Genomic DNA, 16,875 nt, shown 5'->3' with positions numbered 1-16,875 from the left:
AATCGTTAATTAGTACGTGCCTTATCCTATGCGCCGGGGGTGATGTGAGCCGAGTGTTCGGAAGGGGCGGGTGCCCCCGAACGTCACATTACTTAACAATCACCACAATGAGATCACGCGGGCCGTGGACACCCTCCACGCGGGAGAGCTCGATATCCGAGGTCGCGGAAGGGCCCGAGATCCACGTTGCCGGGCGCTCCGGGTTCATGCGGGAGACCATCTCCGGGACGCCATAGACAATCTGGTCCTTGCGCACGATGCACACGTGACGGTCCGGCACCAAGGTCAGCGCGCGGCGGCCACAGGTCTCATTGGACTCGAGCACGATGGTGCCGGTCTGGGCGGAGGTGACGTGGGATTCGGTCACCACTGCATCGACGGCGTCGAGCTCGCGCGGGTCCTTGGCATTGTCATCCGGGGTAATGGTTCCCTCGAAGCCGTCGAGAAGCCCAGCGTCCATGCCGGGTGCGTAGACGACGTTCGAGCAGCCGCGCTCGGTGAGGATGTCCACAAGGGTGGAGTTCAGTCCAGACTCATCGGTGACGTGCACATCAGCCTTGTAGTCTTCGAGGCGGTCCACCAGCATCTCACGCAGCTCATCTTCGTTGAGCGTGCCTTGCTTCTGGTACTCGCGCGGAATGTCTACGTGCTCCGGCAGGCCGGCCTGCTTCTGGGCGGCTGAAATTCGGTTGAGGATTTCCTCTTTGGCGGTGGTCACTTGATGCCCTCCTTCTTGGCTTGGGCGAGGAGTTCTTGAGCTTCGTCGGTGTTGAACCATTGGCGGAAGGACTTCTTCGGCGGAACGGCAGTATCGCGTACCTCGGACCAACCAGACATGAACAGCGGCAGCTTGTCGATGACTCCGTTGAAACCACCGAGGACACGGCCGAGCGCCACCATGTGGGTGATCTGGTTCCAAATCTTCGGGTTCTTCCACACCAGCTCCACGACCTGGAAGAGCTTCTCCTCGACCGGCGGGGTGGCGTGGGTGACCTTCTGGTAGCGGTTTTCCAGAATGACCTGGGAGAGCGGGATGCGCACCGGGCACACCTCATCGCAGCGGCCACACAGGGAGCAGGCGTAGGGCAAGCTTGCCGACGGATCGTTGTGGTCCTTCATGCCAGTCAGCTGCGGCGTCAGGGAGATGCCGATCGGGCCCGGGTAGACCGAGCCATAGGCGTGGCCGCCGGCGCGCTCGTAGACCGGGCAGACGTTCAGGCAGGCAGAGCAGCGAATGCACTTGAGTGCCTCGTGTCCCTTGGGGGAGGACAGTGCAGCGGTGCGGCCGTTATCCAGCAACACGATGTGGAAGTTCTGCGGGCCGTCACCTTCGGTCACGCCCGACCACATGGAGGTGTACGGGTTCATGCGCTCCGCGGTGGAGGAGCGCGGCAGCAGCTGCAGGAAGACCTCGAGGTCCTGGAAAGTCGGGACCAGCTTCTCAATACCCATCACGGTAATGAGGGTCTCCGGCAGGGTCAGGCACATGCGGCCATTGCCCTCAGACTCCACGATGTTGATGGTGCCGGTTTCTGCCACACCGAAGTTGGCGCCGGAGATGGCGACCTTAGCCTTCATGAACTGCTCGCGCAGGAACTGGCGGGATGCTTCGGCCAGCTCCGCCGGCTCGGCCTTGAGGGAGTCATCCGTATTCGGCATCTTGTTGACAAAGATGTCACGGATCTCCGCGCGGTTGCGGTGAATAGCCGGGACCAGAATGTGGGAAGGCTTGTCCTCACCCAGCTGGACGATGAGCTCCGCCAGGTCAGTTTCCTGGGCGTGGATGCCGGCCTCTTCCAGGTGCTCGTTGAGAGCGATTTCCTGGGTAGCCATGGACTTAATCTTGACCACGTCGGTCTCACCGGTTTCGCGGATAAGCCCCTCGATGATCTCGTTGGCTTCCTTGGCGTCGCGTGCCCAGTGGACGATGCCTCCGCGCTTGGTCACCTGCTCTTCGAATTGGAGCAGCAGTTCGCCCATGCGCACGGCGACATCATCCTTGAGTGCAGAGCCGGCGTCGCGAAGCTGCTCCCAGTCCGGTGTTTCATCAACGGCGTGCTGGCGCTTGTCACGAATCGTGGTGGTGGCGTGGTGCAGGTTGCGGCGCTGGGTGGCGTTGTTGAGACCCACGTGAGCCAGCGGCACGAAGGCCTTCGATCCGCGCAGGTTGCCGTAGCCTTCTGGGGCGCGGGGAGGGGTGGTGTCGAGGAAGGAAGTCATTAGAGCATCTTCTCCTTGGAGTAGGCCGCGGAGGTGGGAGTCCACGGGTGTTCCTTGGTGGAGGCGAGGATTTCCGCCAGGTGGATAGCGCGAACACCGGAGCGCTGGCGAGCCAAAGCGCCACCGATGTTCATCAGGCAGGAGGAGTCACCGCCGGTGACGTATTCGGCCTCGGTTTCGCGGATGTGGCGGGTTTTGTCACCCACCATCGCGGCAGAAACCTCGGCGTTCTTGAGCGCGAAGGTGCCGCCGAAGCCACAGCACTCTTCAGCATTAGGCAGCGGGGCGAGGTCGATTCCCTCGACCTCTTTAAGGAGCTGGTAGGGGCGGTCACCCAACTTGAGGAAGCGCAGGCCGTGGCAGGAGGGGTGGTAGGTCACGCGGTGCGGGAAGAAAGCGCCGACGTTGGTGACCCCGGCGACGTCGACAAGAAACTCCGGCAGATCCAGGGTCTTGCCGGCTGCCTTCTTGGCGCCGTCCACATCGGCGGAGGTACCGAAACGATCAGCGATCATCTCGTGCTGCTCACGCACGGCGCCCACGCAGGAGCCGGAGGCGGAGACCACGTAGTCGATGGAGGGGTCCGCAAAGGCGTCCGCGTAGGTGCGGATCATGCCCAAGGTCTGCTCCTGGTAGCCGGTGTTGATGTGCATCTGGCCGCAACAAGTCTGTTCCTCGGGGAAGACGACGTCGTAGCCCAGGCGGGAGAGGATCAGGGCCGTGGCCTTGTGGGCATCGGGGAAAAGTGAGTCACCGATGCAGGTGGAAAACAATGCTATTCGCATTTGTGAGCGCTCCTTAATCTGCCTCCATGTGGCTTGTCCCGTGCTGTGCACAGCGGAGTTGTGCTCGGATGCGCGCTACCAGGACAGCCGCACTGGGCATTTTTCGAGTTTGTATCTTTGAGCCTACCGCCCAAAACTCACATTATCGAGATGGGATTAGTCCTCCTACCTGGTGTTTTATCGCAACACTAATGTTGTGAAATTCCTTACGTGCAGAGATAAAGCGGTCACAAAACGTGGGCACGCGAAAACCCCCAGACGCGGGGAGCGAAGTGCCCGATTCTGGGGGTAGATGGTGCTGAGGACTGAGAACTTAAGGAACCAGGAAGCCCAGCACGTTGCTCATGAGGAAGACGATGACGCACACGACGGCGAGGAAGGCCACGGAGTAGCCCACGACCGCCTTGAAGATGCGGGATTCCTCGCCCTCCATCTGCACGGCGGTGGCCGCGATGGCCAGTGACTGCGGGGAGATCATCTTGCCCACAACGCCACCCGAGGTATTGGCGGCCAACATCAGGTCCGGGTTGACGCCGATGCGCTCGGCGGCGGTGACTTGCAGGTTGGCAAAGAGTGCGTTGGCGGAGGTATCCGAACCGGTCACCGCGGTGCCGATCCAGCCCAGGACGGGGGAGAAGAGCGCGAAGATGCCGCCAACGGAAGCCACGAACTGGCCGATGGAGATGGTCTGGCCGGAGTAGTTCATGGTGTAGGCCAGCGCCAGGACCAGGATGATGGTCAGCGCCGAGAACTTCATACGGGAGATAACCTCGCCGAACTTAGCCAGCAGCTCGGAAGCTTCCAGCTTGTAGCGGCCGTTCTCGTTGAAGGTCATGTAGATAAGGGCCACGATGATGCCGGAAATCAGCAGTAGGGTTCCCGGGTTGCCCAGCACGTTGAACGTGAAGGCGGTGTCCATGGCTTGGCCTTCGGCGTCGAAGACGGTGCCGTCGAGAAGCGGCCACGCAACGTTAACCTGCAGGAAGCCGAAGATGGCCGGCCACGCGGTGGCGATGGCGAAGACAGCGGTGACCACTGCATAGGGCAGCAGTGCCATCCAGATGCGGCTGCCATTGAGGTCCGTGACCTCCTCCTGGGCGGGCAGCTCCATGCGCTCGCGCAGGCTGTCCACACCCTTGGGCTTCCATACACGCAGGAAGATAAAGCCCGCGCCGAGGGAGACGATGCAGGCCACGACGTTGGTGAGCTGGTAGGCAAAGAAGGTGGCCGCGGCCCACTGGGCAATGGCGAAGGAGATGCCGATGACGGCGGCTGCGGGGCCAGCTTCCCTAACACCGCGCATGCCGTCGAGGATGAAGAGGATAAAGAAAGGCACGACCGCCGCGATGAGCAGCACCTGCAGGGAGATGAGGCTGGCGATGTCCGCGGTCTGCTCAGCAGTACGGCCGCCCACGGAACCGGCGGTGGTGACCGGGATGCCCACGGCACCGAAGGCCACCGGGGCGGTGTTCGCAATGAGGACGGTGGTGGCAGCCTTTAGGGGCTTCACGCCCAGCGCTAGGATCATCGTGGCAGTAATAGCCACCGGTGCGCCGAAGCCGGCGAGTGCCTCCAGCAGTCCGCCGAAACAGAAAGCAATGAGGATAGCCTGGATGCGAATATCGCCATCACCCAGCAAGTCGAAGGTCTTGCGCAGGTCCTCGAAGCGGCCGGAGGCCACGGTGACCTCGTAGAACCAGATGGCAGTAATGATCACCCAGACGATGGGGAAGAGACCGAAGAGCCCGCCGCGCACCGCGGAGGACAGGGCCATGCCGGTGGGCATGTCCATGCCAAAGACTGCGATGAGGAGTGCCACGAGAAGCGCTACCGCACCCGAGGTGTGGGCACGGGCCTTGAGCCCCAAGAGCATGATGAAGAACGCGATGAGCGGCAACGTGGACACCAGCGCGGTGAGCCCGACGTTGCCAGCAATGGCGTCGGTGGTGATGTTGAAGGTTGACATAAATCTCAATTCCAGTTGGCTCCCGCTGGCGTCCTCGTGGAGATTCCCAGGATGCGGCACCGCATGTTTCGGCCGAGCGAGAGGGCGAAAGATTGAATCGATTCAGATAACGCCTTTTAGGGTAGAACTTGGCGCTTCGCTGTGCTGCATTGTTCACCCGATGGGGGTGAGTGACCTTGCTAACGTCTGAGACCTGATAGCGCCTCCAAGCGGCGGAGACGATAGACTTTGGCCCTATGAATCCTGAAGATCTTTCCGTCCTGATCAAGAACACTGCCGCCGCCGTGCTCACCGAGCATGAGCTGGACTCCTCCGTCCTGCCGGAGACCGTGAGCGTGGAGCGCCCGCGCAACCCGGAGCACGGCGATTACGCCACCAACCTGGCACTCCAGGTGGCCAAGAAGGCCGGCACCCAGCCCCGCGAGCTGGCGCAGTGGCTGGCGGATGCCCTCGCCGGCAATGACGCCATCGATGAGGCCTCCATCGCGGGCCCGGGATTCCTTAATATTCGCCTCGCTGCCGCAGCGCAGGGCGCCATCGTGGCCCAGGTCCTCAACGCCGGCGCAGCCTTCGGCAGCAACACCACCTACCAGGGCAAGAAGATCAACCTGGAGTTCGTCTCCGCGAACCCGACTGGCCCGATCCATCTGGGTGGCACCCGCTGGGCCGCCGTGGGTGACTCACTCGGCCGCGTGCTCGAGGCCTCCGGCGCGGACGTGACTCGCGAATACTACTTCAACGATCACGGCGGACAGATCGACCGTTTTGCTCGCTCCCTCGTGGCCGCGGCCAAGGGCGAGCCCACCCCGGAGGATGGCTACGGCGGAGACTACATCAAGGACATCGCGCAGGCGGTAGTGGAGAAGAAACCGCAGGCTCTCGAGGGCAGCGATGCCGAGGTCCAGGAGAACTTCCGCGCTGACGGCGTGGAGATGATGTTTGCCCAGATCAAGGAGTCACTCCACGAGTTTGGCGTGGACTTCGACGTGTATTTCCACGAGAATTCTCTCTTCGAATCCGGTGCCGTGGAGAAGGCTATCCAGACGCTCAAGGACAACGGCAAACTCTACGAAGCCGAGGGTGCGTGGTGGCTGAAGTCCACCGAATACGGCGACGACAAGGACCGCGTGGTCATCAAGTCCGATGGCAATGCTGCCTATATCGCCGGTGATATCGCCTACGTGGCCGATAAATTCGACCGCGGCCACGACCTGGCCATCTACATGCTGGGCGCTGACCACCACGGTTACATCGCCCGCTTGCGTGCCTCGGCCCAGGCTTTGGGTTATGACCCGGAGGCCGTCGAGGTGCTCATCGGGCAGATGGTGAACCTGGTCCGCGACGGTAAGGCGGTCAAGATGTCGAAGCGTGCCGGCACCGTCATCACCCTTGATGACCTTGTCGAGGCCATTGGCGTCGACGGCGCCCGCTACTCCCTGGTGCGCTCCTCCGTGGATTCCAGCCTGGACATCGACTTGGGCCTGTGGGCTTCGCAGTCGGCGGATAACCCGGTCTACTACGTGCAGTATGGCCACGCTCGCATTTGCTCTATCCTGCGCAAGGCAGCAGAGCTGGGCTTCGACACCGCCGCGCTTGGCGACGCCCCCCTCGACCTCCTCACCCACGACAAGGAGGGCGACCTCATCCGCACCCTGGGCGAGTTCCCGGAGGTTGTGGCCACCGCCGCCACGCTGCGCGAACCGCACCGCATCGCGCGCTATGCCGAGGAGCTTGCCGCCGTGTTCCACCGCTTCTATGACCAGTGCCAGGTGCTGCCAAAGGCCGGTGAAGAGACAGAGCCGATTCACTCTGCACGCCTCGCCTTGGCCAGCGCCACCCGCCAGGTCATGTCCAATGCCTTGACCATGGTCGGGGTCAGCGCACCGGAGAAGATGTAAGAAAAGGTATCGATGACTGATTTCAATTCTCTTCCGGCCCACGTATGGCCGCGCAACGCCGCTCGAGGCTCCGATGGTGTGGTCTCGATTGGTGGCGTTTCCCTGACCGAGCTGGCTGAAGAATACGGCACCCCGCTCTATGTTTTCGATGAGCAGGACTTCCGCTCGCGCTGCCGGGACATGGCCCAGGCCTTCGGCGGCCCTGACCACGTGCACTATGCTTCCAAGGCTTTCATTACCAAGCGCATCGTGCGCTGGGTCGATGAGGAGGGCCTGTGTCTTGACGTGGCCTCCCTTAACGAGGCCAAGCTGGCGCTTGCCGCGGACTTCCCGTCGGAGCGCATGACCGCGCACGGCAATAACAAGGAAGACGAGTACCTCGAACTGTGCGTAAACGAGGGCATTGGCCATGTGGTGCTGGATAACGCGTCGGAGCTCTCGCGCCTCAACAGCATCGCTGCGGCCGCCGGGCGTGTGCAGCCGGTGATGATCCGCGTGAAGCCTGGCGTGGATGCCCACACGCACGAATTCATCGCCACGGCTCACGAGGATCAAAAGTTCGGCATCTCCCTGTCCACCGGCGCCGCTTTCGATGTCGCTCGCACGGTGCTGGAATCCGCGAACCTTAAGCTCGTGGGCTTGCACTGCCACGTGGGCTCCTCAGTGTTTAACGCCGATGGCTTCAAGCTGGCAGCCGAGCGCGTGCTGAGCCTGTACAAGCGCATCCACTCCGAGCTCGGAGTTGCCCTCGAGGAACTGGACTTGGGCGGCGGCTTCGGCATTCCCTACATGGAATACGAGGAAGCCCTCGACGTCGCCACGCTGGCCAAGGACCTGCTCGACGCCGTGGAGCGCACCGCTACCGAGCTCGGTATCAAGCCGCCCTTCGTGCTGGTGGAGCCCGGCCGCTCTTTAGTGGGCGCCTCCGCGGTCACCGTCTACCGGGTGGGCACGGTCAAGGATGTGGAGACCGGCAAGGCGGATCTGCCGATGCGCCGCTACCTCTCCGTGGACGGTGGCATGTCCGATAACATCCGGCCGGCGCTCTATGGCTCGGAGTACGACGTGCGCGTGGTCAACCGCCGCACCCAGGGCGAGCCCGTAGATTCGCGCATCGTGGGCTTCCACTGTGAGTCCGGCGACATTCTGGTCAACGAGCGCCGTTTCCCCTCGGATATCACTACCGGGGATCTCCTCGCTTTCGCCACCACCGGTGCCTATCAGTACATGATGGCCTCGCGCTATAACGGTGCTTTGCGCCCGGCGGTCGTCTCCGTGCGTGACGGCAAAGCCTCGCTCATGCTGCGCCGGGAAACGGTGGAGGACTTGCTGGCGTTGGACGTCGACTAGCGCGGCGTTGCCACAGCTCACCGCATTTTATTCACAAAGACATGGCCGGTCGCACGTTGTGCCGGCCATTTTGTATAGAAATAGACAGCTCGTTCTGTATAGTGATGGGCTAGCACGTAAGAATCTTTCGCAATTTCAACAAGGGGACACCATGACGACGACGAACCGTAGCAAGAAGCCCGAAGGCGAACCCGTAGGAATCGCGCTGCTTGGATTTGGCACCGTGGGCGCCGAGGTTTTCCGCCTCGTGCAGGAGAACGCTGACGCTTTTGCGCACCGCATCGGCGGCCCCGTGGAGATCCGCGGCGTCGCCGTGCACAACAAGAACAAGCTGCGCCCGGGCGTGCCGGCGGAGCTGCTGACCGACGACGCCAAGGCGCTTGTCCTGCGCGATGATATCGACCTCGTCGTCGAGGTCATCGGCGGCATTGATTTCCCGCGCGAGCTCGTCCTCGCAGCCCTCAATGCCGGCAAGTCCGTGGTTACCGCCAACAAGGCTCTCGTGGCCGCACACGCGGATGAGCTCGCTGAGGCCGCCGACCGCGCCGACGTTGACCTGTACTTCGAGGCCGCCGTGGCCGCCGCCATTCCGGTCGTTGGCATGCTGCGCCGCTCCCTAGCCGGTGACAAGATCCAGCGCATCTCCGGAATCGTCAACGGCACCACGAACTTCATCCTGGACGCCATGGAGTCCACCGGCGCCTCCTATGAGGACGCACTGGCTGAGGCCACGCGCCTGGGCTATGCGGAGGCCGATCCTACCGCTGACGTGGAGGGCCACGACGCCGCCTCCAAGGCCGCCATCCTGGCATCCCTGGGTTTCTACACCCGCCTGACCTTCGACGATGTTTATTGCGAGGGTATTTCCAAGATCACCGCGGATGACATCAAGGCTGCTAATCAGGCTGGCTACTCCATCAAGCTGCTGGCTATCTGCGAGCGCCTCGTCGATGAGGAGACCGGTGCGGAATCCGTCAACGCCCGCGTGCACCCGACCTTGGTGCCGAAGGAGCACCCGCTGGCTTCGGTCAGCCAGTCCTACAACGCCATCTTCGTCGAGGCAGAGGCCGCTGGCTCGCTGATGTTCTACGGCAACGGCGCCGGCGGTAACCCCACGGCATCTGCTGTGCTGGGTGATGTCATCGGTGCGGCACGCAACATTGTCCACGGCGGCCGTGCACCGGGGGAGAACACCTACGCCAACCTACCTATTGCGGAGTTCGGAGAAGTGGAAACTCGTTATCACGTCGACATGGAAGTTGAAGACCGCACCGGCGTGCTCTCCGCCATCTCCGGTGTCTTTGCCCGCCACGGGGTCTCCCTGCGCACCGTGCGCCAGGAAGACGGCGATGCTACCGCTCGCCTCATTGTGGTCACCCACGCGGCGAAGGAAGCAGTCCTCGAGGATATCGTCGCCGCCCTTGGAGAGCTCGATGAGGTCAAGGCCGTTCACTCCGTCATCCGCCTGGGCGTCTAAGGAGCTTAGGTACAACAATGAGTATCGATATCGAAGTAGGCTCCAAGGTCACCGTCCAGGTTCCCGCCTCCTCGGCCAACCTGGGGCCGGGCTATGACACCCTCGGCATCGCGCTGAGCCTCTACGACACCGTGGAGGTAGAGGTCACCCGCTCCGGCTTGGAGGTAGAGATCTTCGGAGAGGGCGCCGATGAACTGCCGCGCGACGGCTCCCACCTCGTGGTCAAGGCCATCCGTTCCGCACTCAAGGCCGCCGACGTCGAAGTCTCTGGCCTGCGCGTGGTGTGCACGAATAACATCCCGCAGTCCCGTGGCCTGGGCTCCTCGGCGTCCGCCGCGGTGGCAGGTGTTGCCGCGGGCAACGGCTTGGCTGGATTCCCACTCTCCGAAGAGCAGGTTGTGCAGCTGTCATCTGCCTTCGAAGGCCACCCGGATAATGCTGCGGCCTCCGTGTTAGGCAATGCTGTGGTCTCTTGGACCACCGTGCCTGTCGACGGCCGCTCCCTTCCGGAGTACCGCGCCGCCACCTTAGAGGTGCACCCGAGCATCAAGGCGACGGCCTTGGTCCCGGACTTCCATGCCTCGACGCAGGCAGTGCGCCGCGTGCTGCCTTCGCACGTCACGCATGCCGACGCCGCCTTCAACGTCTCCCGCACCGCGGTGAACGTGGCGGCTCTGACGGCCTATCCGGACCTGCTGTGGGAAGGCACCCGCGACCGTTTGCACCAGCCTTACCGCGCTGACGTGCTGCCGGTTACCGCGGAGTGGGTCAACCGTCTGCGCAACCGCGGCTATGCCGCCTACTTGTCGGGCGCCGGCCCTACCGTCATGGTCCTGCACACCGAGCCCATCGAGGAAGCCATCCTCGATGACGCCCGCGAGCAGAACCTGCGCGTGCTGGAGCTGGAGGTCGCCGGGCCGGTCTCCGTCGAGCGTGGCTAGGCTAGTTAGCTGGACTTTTCCACACTGATCCGGCACACACCGTTGCCGGACTTGGGGATGAGCTTCAGGTTTAACCGACCGCCGGAATCGGCAGCCGCCTGCTCTAAGTAGCCATCGTGGATGGCGCAGACGAAGGGGGAGGGCTCTACACCGGCGGTCACAAAGGGGCAGGCGTTCAGCTCCACGTCGGTGCGGCCCTCCTGGTCGAATTGCTCGGCCGAGGTTACCGGGTCAAAGCCCATATCGCGCATGGTTTGGTAGAGCGGTGCCAGCGCCTCAGCGCCGTGGCTGCTGGCCGCGGCCTTAGCCCATGCGCGGCCGATCTCTCGTGCTTGTTCGGAAGAATAATCATTGAGTTGATTTTTATCCGCGAGCGCTTTGACTAACACGCTAATCAGCGTGACGTATTCTTCCGCCACCGAACGGTTGTCGGGTACCCGCACTTGGAAGATCAGGGAGGGGCGCCCACGCCCTTTCGCTGGGGCAGTGACTACCCGCACCGCCCCGGCTCCGACGAGTTCGTCCAGATGCCCGCGCGCTGTGTTAACGTGCATGCCCATTTTCTTAGCAATTGCTGCGGCCCGCGCTCCTTGCGGGAACGTCTGTAGAACCGAGAGGACTTCGCGCTGCTTGGGGGAGAGCCTCATCGTGTCAGGAAATAGCTCGCTAGATGAGCGAGGACTATGGGTAGACATTGTGGACATGGACTGTAGCTCCTTGGTAAACGCTACGAGGATCCTACATCCACTCCGTCGAATTTCTACTATCGTGGTGAGTTTAAATACCGAGATCTTCCTCACGACGTGGGCAGACCCAGTAGATTAAGTACGGGTATAGACCGTGAGGGCGCTGGAGTCGAGCGCCACCGGCACCGCCTGACCGGGAGCGTTTTTACGCGCTGGCTGGCCCACCGTGACCCGTTGGCCGTCGATATCAACGAGGGTAGAGCTTCCCAAATCAGCCACAATGGTGGCACTCAAACTGGTGGCATGCTGCGCGTCAGTGGAGTCGAAGTGCAGCGCTGACTGCGGGAAGGCCGCCCAGTGCTCACCGTCGCGGTCTGGAGCAAACGCGTCTCCTCTGAGGGAACCGCGCAGAACATTAACGCCCGCTAGCTCCGCCATGAAGCGGGTGGTGGGCTGCTCCAATAGTCGGTCCGCAGGGCCTTGGGAAGTGACTTCGCCGGCTTCCATCACCGCGACGTCATCCGCAAGCGTGGTGAGGTCCACGCGGCTGTGGGTGACAATGACCGTGGTGCGGTCAGCGGCCGAGATACACAGGAGGTGGCGCCACCGTGCGGCGGATTCGACGTCCATGGCGGCAAAGGGCTCATCCGCAACCAATACCTCTGGCCGTGCCGCGAGCGCGCGCAGAAGTGCAACTTGCGCGGCCTGGCCGCCGGAGAGCTCGGAGACATGGACTAGCTCCTGCAGTCCGGCGGCCTTCAGTAACTCCTCCGTCCGTCGCGGGTCATTGGTCACCATGGTCAACGCTTGAGCCACGGTGGCTGTGGGCGGTAGCCCGGGGTTTTGAGAGAGCATGATGACGCGTTCAGTGTTAGTTTGCGCTCCCTGGAGCCGCCCGCTAATAAAACGCATCAGTGTGGTCTTACCGGCGCCGTTGGGTCCGACCACCGCGGTTACGCGCCCGCCTCGGAACGTCGTGGTGGTGTCGCCGACCGTCACGGAAAGATCGTGGGGCGGCGTCAGCGGGGCAGTCGCCGCGCGGAGTGCATTTGGGTCCATCGGCTGCAAAGCGCGTACAGCTTGCTCGCGGCGGCGCCGTAGCAGCAGGGGCATTCCGGCAGCGATGAGCGTAAGGATGGCTATCCCGATTAACACGGCCGACAGAGCATAGGCATTGTCCGCGCTGACTTCACGTTCAAGGTAGATACCGCTCGGCATGGTTCGGGTAGAACCGGGCAGGGATCCGGCGAAGGTGATCGTCGTTCCAAATTCACCCAGTGAGCGGGCGAAAGCCAGTGCACCGCCCGTGAACACGGCGGGGAGGATAGCCGGGAGGATGATGTGCCGAAGGATGGTGCTTGTGCTGAGGCCGATGCCCCGCGCGCTAGCCACGACCTCAGGATCGAGCTGCCGCAAAGCAGAATCCACCGCCACCACCACGAAGGGGAGGGTGACAAAGAGATGTGCTGCCACGACACCGGGGAAGGCGAAAGAGACGTGCAGCCCTGCCTGCTCCAATGCCGGGCCAAGGAGTCCACGGCGCCCGAGTAGCGCGGTAAGGGCCAAGCCGCCGACCACAGGAGGCAAGGCCAAAGGGAGGTAAACCACCAGCCTCACAAGGTGAGAAACACGGCGTAGCTGCTGGAGCCACAGCGCCAGGCAGGTGCCCAGGAATGTCGACAGCAAGGTCGACAAGGCCGCTGCGGAGAGGCTGACGCGGAGGAGGTCATGGGTCGCCGGAGCGCTCAGCGTGTCGGAGAGCTTCGGCCACGGTACCCGCACTCCGAGGGCGAGGACCGGGGCAAGGATGTAGAGCGCGGCGAGCGCGCCGGTGGCGATGGCCGGCCAGGTTGTCCGCGGGCGCTGCTCGCGCAAAAACGTGGGTGACACTTAGTTCACCGGGGTGAAACCGTACTTTTCCCAGGTGCTATCAAAATCCGACTCGAGGAGCGAGAGGACCTCTTGGGCTTCCTCATGCCGTGGTGAATCAGACACCACCGCGCCCATGATCTCGTTGCGGAAGTTTTCCGCGTGGTCGAGCGGAATGGCCTCGACATCCTCGTTAGCGGCGGCATCAGTGGAGTAAACCCACCCTGCGTCCGCCTCACCTGAGGCGACCTTACCCAGGACGTCAGCTACCTGTCCCTCCAAGGAGGAGGCCTGCAGATCCCAATTATTGGCCTCCATGATGCGCGTGGAAATGGCACCGCAGGGAACGCTGGGATCGCAAAGAACCAAGCGTGCGGAGGAATCCAGATCGGCAGCGGAGCGCAGACCTAAAGGATTGCCCTTCGGCACCACCATGACCATGACGTTGCTAGCGAGGGCTACAGGAGTGTCCACGCTGCCTTGCGCAGTCGCATTCTCCATGGTCTCGCGAGAGGCAGTAAGGAGCAGATCTGCGGGCGCTCCTTCATTGATCTGTTGAACGAGCGCGGAAGAGCCGCCATTGTTGAAGGCCAGCGGAGTTTCAGAAGCGCTGGAGAGGTCGTCATTGAGCACGCGCGTGGAGGACGCTGCAAATACCTGCAATGGCTCGTCGGAGCTGGAGGTGCAGCCAGCGACAGTCAGCGCGGCGGCAAGGACGGGGACGGCAATCTTGAGAAGGCGCATGTTCAGTCAGCTTACGGGAGCTCTACGCGGTTCGCGTGAATTTAATATGTACTTCCTTTGGTTCCTTCTTGAGGTACTCACGCGTGAAGGACTCCTCCCGCTGGTCCACCTCCTTGAGCAGCGGAAGCGGGTCGTGGGGAGCAATGAGAATCATGGATTCGCCCACGTTGAGGGTGCCCAGCGCTCCGTGGATGGCACCGTGGCGCACTGCGTGAGGGATTTCGGAGGCGTTGAGGGTGGGGATGTCGTGGCCCTTGGAGGCGTCAACAAGCGGCAAGTTCATTCGGGTTATCCCTTTCGAGTTCTAGGGCGGCGGGCGTTGCTGCCCGTGCAACTAATTTACTACGATTATATCCGTGCAAATAAAAATGTCAGATATGTCTCTGCGTGATGTCTCCCTGGCTTCTCGCCGGCGCTGGCACACCATTGCTTTCAGCCTCGTCGCGTTCTGGATTGTGGCAGGCGTGGGGATCACCGTGGCGAATATCTGGGGCGCGCCCGTCGTATGGTGGGACCTCATTCATCCTTTCACCCTCGGGGCGCTGACCACCGCCATCCTCGTATTCAGCACCCACTTCACGGAGGCGCTGACCCGCACCCCGGCCACAGGGTTCCTCGGGGTGGGCGCGCGGGTGGGGCTGGTTCAGGTGGGGCTGGTTCTTTTACTCGTTGATCGCGCAGGCTACGACTGGGGCGTGCTTGCGGATATCGGCTCCGCTCTCGTCATCGCTGCCGTTGCGTGGCACCTGCGGGCGCTGTGGGGCAAGCTCCGGGGGTCATTGTCTGGTTCCTTCGCCGTCACCGTGCCCTTTTATCTGGCTGCGGCCTGTTTCATGGTTCTCTCGGTGCTCGTGGTCATCCTTGCTGCGCACGGGGTGGGAAACTACTCGTTATTGGTGGCAGCGCACTCACGCGGGATGGTGTGGGGCTTCGCCTTGCTTACTATCCTGGGCACGGTCATCACGCTTGTGCCGACGTTTACCCGGACCCCCTTTTCCTCGGTGGCCCGGGCGCGGTGCAGCCGGGCTTTGGCAGTGCATTGCGTGGGCCTGGCGGCGGCCATGCTTGCCGACGCCTCCGGGCTCACCCGCGCCGCCGGCATGGCACAGCTGCTCACGGTGCTCGCTGCCGTGCTCATCATCCAGCCCGTGTTTGCCAGCGCTCTTGGCGGCGAAAAGACGACGGCAAGCGTGTCCGCGATGGCAGGCCTGGTGTGGATGGTGGCGCTCTGCGCCGGTGATGCCGCCGCTACCGTCGCAGGGGCCTACCCGCGTGCGGTTACCTTGCTGCTCATGCCGGCATTTCTTGGTGCCGGCCTACTGCAGCTCGTGACCGGGGTGCTCCACCACATGCTGCCCATCCTGGCCGGGGCGGCACGTCCCGCACGTGGGCACCTCGCAGGGTTCCTGCGCGTGGGGCTCATCAATCTCGGCGGCGTGCTCAGCCTTCTTGGCATTGCTGGCGTGTCCTTCGCCGGGCTTATCATGATGGGGCTAGGCCTCATCGCCAATATTGTGGCCCTGGTGTGGGCCGTCTCGTCACCTCAAGGAGAAGTTCATGTCAAGCGCGCCCGTTAAACAGGAGCATTCTGAGAAGCAATGGGCATCCTGGCTCATTATCATCGTGGCGCTTCTCGCCGTCATTGGGCTGGCGGTGTTCAACTCGGCCACAGGCAAGCAGGACCCAGCCACGGTGGCATCCGCCGACGCCGTGACTGTTGACGTCTCCGTGGACGGCATGGCCTTTGTCCCGTCCTCCATTGACGTGGCCGCGGGCAGTCACCTCGTAGTGAACTTCACCAACACCGGTGACCAGGTACATGACCTGAAGATCGGACGCGAGGAGACCGGACGGGTAGAACCGGGCGAGACCGTGCAGCTGGATGCCGGGGTCATTGAGGAGTCCATCGAAGGATATTGCACGATCGCCGGCCACAAGATGCAGGGCATGACGTTCATGGTCAATGTCGATGACTCCGCTTCGAGTGGGCATGATCATGCGGGGGTATCGGAAAGCACGGGCTCTGCTGGTGCCCCGGCGAAGGTGCCCTCGGTTGCCGAGCGCATGGCAGCTCGCGAAGGTTTCGAAGCCGTCGACGCCTCCCTTGCCCCCGCCGAAGGCGACCTCCATGAGGAAACCTGGGTGATGACTGAGGAAGAGATGGAAGTCGCCCCAGGAGTGCGCCAAACTCGCTGGCTTTTCAACGGGCAGGCGCCCGGACCAACTCTGCGCGGCAAGGTAGGGGATACGTTCCGCATCACCATCAAAAACGAAGGCTCGATGGGGCACTCGGTGGATTTTCATGCCGGTGAGGTCAACCCGGATAAGAACATGAAGACGATCCAGCCGGGTGAATCGCTGACCTATGAATTCGAGGCCCACAGGGCGGGTATCTGGATGTACCACTGCTCAACCATGCCGATGAGTCTGCACATTGCCAACGGCATGGCAGGAGCGGTGATCATCGATCCGCGCGGCGAGGATGCGCTGGCAGACGTCGATGCGGAGTACGTCATGACGGCGAGCGAGGTCTTCCTGGCCTCCGCCGGTAAGGAAGCTGACGGTGCGGATGCGCAGCGAGTCAGCGACGGCGACTATGACCTCACGGCCTTTAACTACTATCCCAATCAATATGACGAAGGCTTAGCCCCGCTGCGCGCGAAGGTGGGCGATACCGTGCGCATCTGGCTGGTTAACCTCGGCCCGGATCTGCCGTTGAGCTTCCACGTCGTGGGCGAGCAATTCGACACCGTGTACAAGGAAGGCGCTTACCTGATTAAGGGCGCGAAGGATTCCGGATCCCAGGCGCTCGACCTTCTACCTGCCCAGGGCGGATTCGTGGAGATGACCTTCAACGAGCCGGGGACCTACTCCTTTGTCAACCACCTCATGACGAACGCGGAGAAGGGCCAGCACGGACAATTCATTGTCGAGTAAAC

14 protein-coding genes are annotated in these 16,875 nt (G+C 62.6%); 6 read left to right on the top strand and 8 right to left on the bottom strand.

Annotation, left to right across the window (positions count from 1 at the left end):
• Nucleotides 1-88: 88 nt before the first annotated feature.
• From HMPREF2537_RS10810 to HMPREF2537_RS10795, 4 genes are all read right to left on the bottom strand, one after another.
• Nucleotides 89-718 (bottom strand): LutC/YkgG family protein, encoded by a 630-nt coding sequence (locus tag HMPREF2537_RS10810; RefSeq protein ID WP_070528844.1) that lies wholly within the window; start codon nucleotides 716-718, stop codon nucleotides 89-91.
• Nucleotides 715-2,220 carry a LutB/LldF family L-lactate oxidation iron-sulfur protein gene (locus tag HMPREF2537_RS10805; protein ID WP_070443742.1) on the bottom strand — a complete coding sequence of 502 codons (1,506 nt, stop codon included), beginning with the start codon at nucleotides 2,218-2,220 and terminating at the stop codon, nucleotides 715-717. The genes HMPREF2537_RS10810 and HMPREF2537_RS10805 overlap by 4 nt, the downstream gene beginning before the upstream one ends.
• A complete protein-coding gene (locus HMPREF2537_RS10800; protein WP_010187137.1) occupies nucleotides 2,220-3,005 on the bottom strand; it encodes a (Fe-S)-binding protein in 786 nt (261 codons plus the stop codon). The genes HMPREF2537_RS10805 and HMPREF2537_RS10800 overlap by 1 nt, the downstream gene beginning before the upstream one ends.
• A gap of 313 nt (nucleotides 3,006-3,318) precedes the next feature.
• Entirely contained in the window at nucleotides 3,319-4,971 is a 1,653-nt protein-coding gene (locus tag HMPREF2537_RS10795; protein WP_070528841.1) for an L-lactate permease, read from the bottom strand.
• Between the two features lie 236 nt (nucleotides 4,972-5,207).
• On the opposite strand from HMPREF2537_RS10795, the gene argS reads away from it, so the two are divergent.
• From argS to thrB, 4 genes are all read left to right on the top strand, one after another.
• A complete protein-coding gene (argS, locus tag HMPREF2537_RS10790) occupies nucleotides 5,208-6,869 on the top strand; it encodes an arginine--tRNA ligase (protein ID WP_070528839.1) in 1,662 nt (553 codons plus the stop codon).
• 12 nt (nucleotides 6,870-6,881) lie between these two features.
• Nucleotides 6,882-8,219 (top strand): diaminopimelate decarboxylase, encoded by a 1,338-nt coding sequence (gene lysA / locus HMPREF2537_RS10785; RefSeq protein WP_070528837.1) that lies wholly within the window; start codon nucleotides 6,882-6,884, stop codon nucleotides 8,217-8,219.
• A gap of 151 nt (nucleotides 8,220-8,370) precedes the next feature.
• Nucleotides 8,371-9,696 (top strand): homoserine dehydrogenase, encoded by a 1,326-nt coding sequence (locus tag HMPREF2537_RS10780; RefSeq protein WP_070528834.1) that lies wholly within the window; start codon nucleotides 8,371-8,373, stop codon nucleotides 9,694-9,696.
• 17 nt (nucleotides 9,697-9,713) lie between these two features.
• Entirely contained in the window at nucleotides 9,714-10,637 is a 924-nt protein-coding gene (thrB, locus tag HMPREF2537_RS10775; protein WP_070528831.1) for a homoserine kinase, read from the top strand.
• 5 nt (nucleotides 10,638-10,642) lie between these two features.
• On the opposite strand, the gene HMPREF2537_RS10770 is transcribed toward thrB, so the two are convergent.
• The 4 genes from HMPREF2537_RS10770 to HMPREF2537_RS10755 form a co-directional block, all read right to left on the bottom strand.
• Entirely contained in the window at nucleotides 10,643-11,341 is a 699-nt protein-coding gene (locus HMPREF2537_RS10770) for a helix-turn-helix transcriptional regulator (protein WP_070528829.1), read from the bottom strand.
• Between the two features lie 117 nt (nucleotides 11,342-11,458).
• Complete coding sequence (locus tag HMPREF2537_RS10765; RefSeq protein WP_070528826.1) at nucleotides 11,459-13,213, bottom strand: ATP-binding cassette domain-containing protein; 1,755 nt, start codon at nucleotides 13,211-13,213, stop codon at nucleotides 11,459-11,461.
• Nucleotides 13,214-13,936, bottom strand: coding sequence for a molybdate ABC transporter substrate-binding protein (modA, locus tag HMPREF2537_RS10760; protein ID WP_070528824.1), 723 nt, complete (start codon nucleotides 13,934-13,936; stop codon nucleotides 13,214-13,216).
• A 22-nt stretch (nucleotides 13,937-13,958) separates the two neighbouring features.
• Entirely contained in the window at nucleotides 13,959-14,219 is a 261-nt protein-coding gene (locus tag HMPREF2537_RS10755) for a DUF2249 domain-containing protein (protein WP_070528820.1), read from the bottom strand.
• Nucleotides 14,220-14,313: 94 nt separating this feature from the next.
• Here HMPREF2537_RS10755 and HMPREF2537_RS10750 point away from each other — a divergent pair, with 94 nt between their 5' ends.
• Together HMPREF2537_RS10750 and HMPREF2537_RS10745 are read left to right on the top strand one after the other, a co-directional pair.
• Nucleotides 14,314-15,513 (top strand): beta-carotene 15,15'-monooxygenase, encoded by a 1,200-nt coding sequence (locus tag HMPREF2537_RS10750; RefSeq protein WP_070528817.1) that lies wholly within the window; start codon nucleotides 14,314-14,316, stop codon nucleotides 15,511-15,513.
• Nucleotides 15,494-16,873 (top strand): multicopper oxidase domain-containing protein, encoded by a 1,380-nt coding sequence (locus HMPREF2537_RS10745; RefSeq protein WP_070528814.1) that lies wholly within the window; start codon nucleotides 15,494-15,496, stop codon nucleotides 16,871-16,873. Before HMPREF2537_RS10750 ends, HMPREF2537_RS10745 begins: the two co-directional genes overlap by 20 nt.
• Nucleotides 16,874-16,875: the final 2 nt, after the last annotated feature.

The sequence above is a fragment of the Corynebacterium sp. HMSC074E01 genome (genome assembly GCF_001808885.1).
Taxonomy (GTDB): domain Bacteria; phylum Actinomycetota; class Actinomycetes; order Mycobacteriales; family Mycobacteriaceae; genus Corynebacterium.
This window is presented reverse-complemented; position numbering and strand designations above follow the sequence as displayed.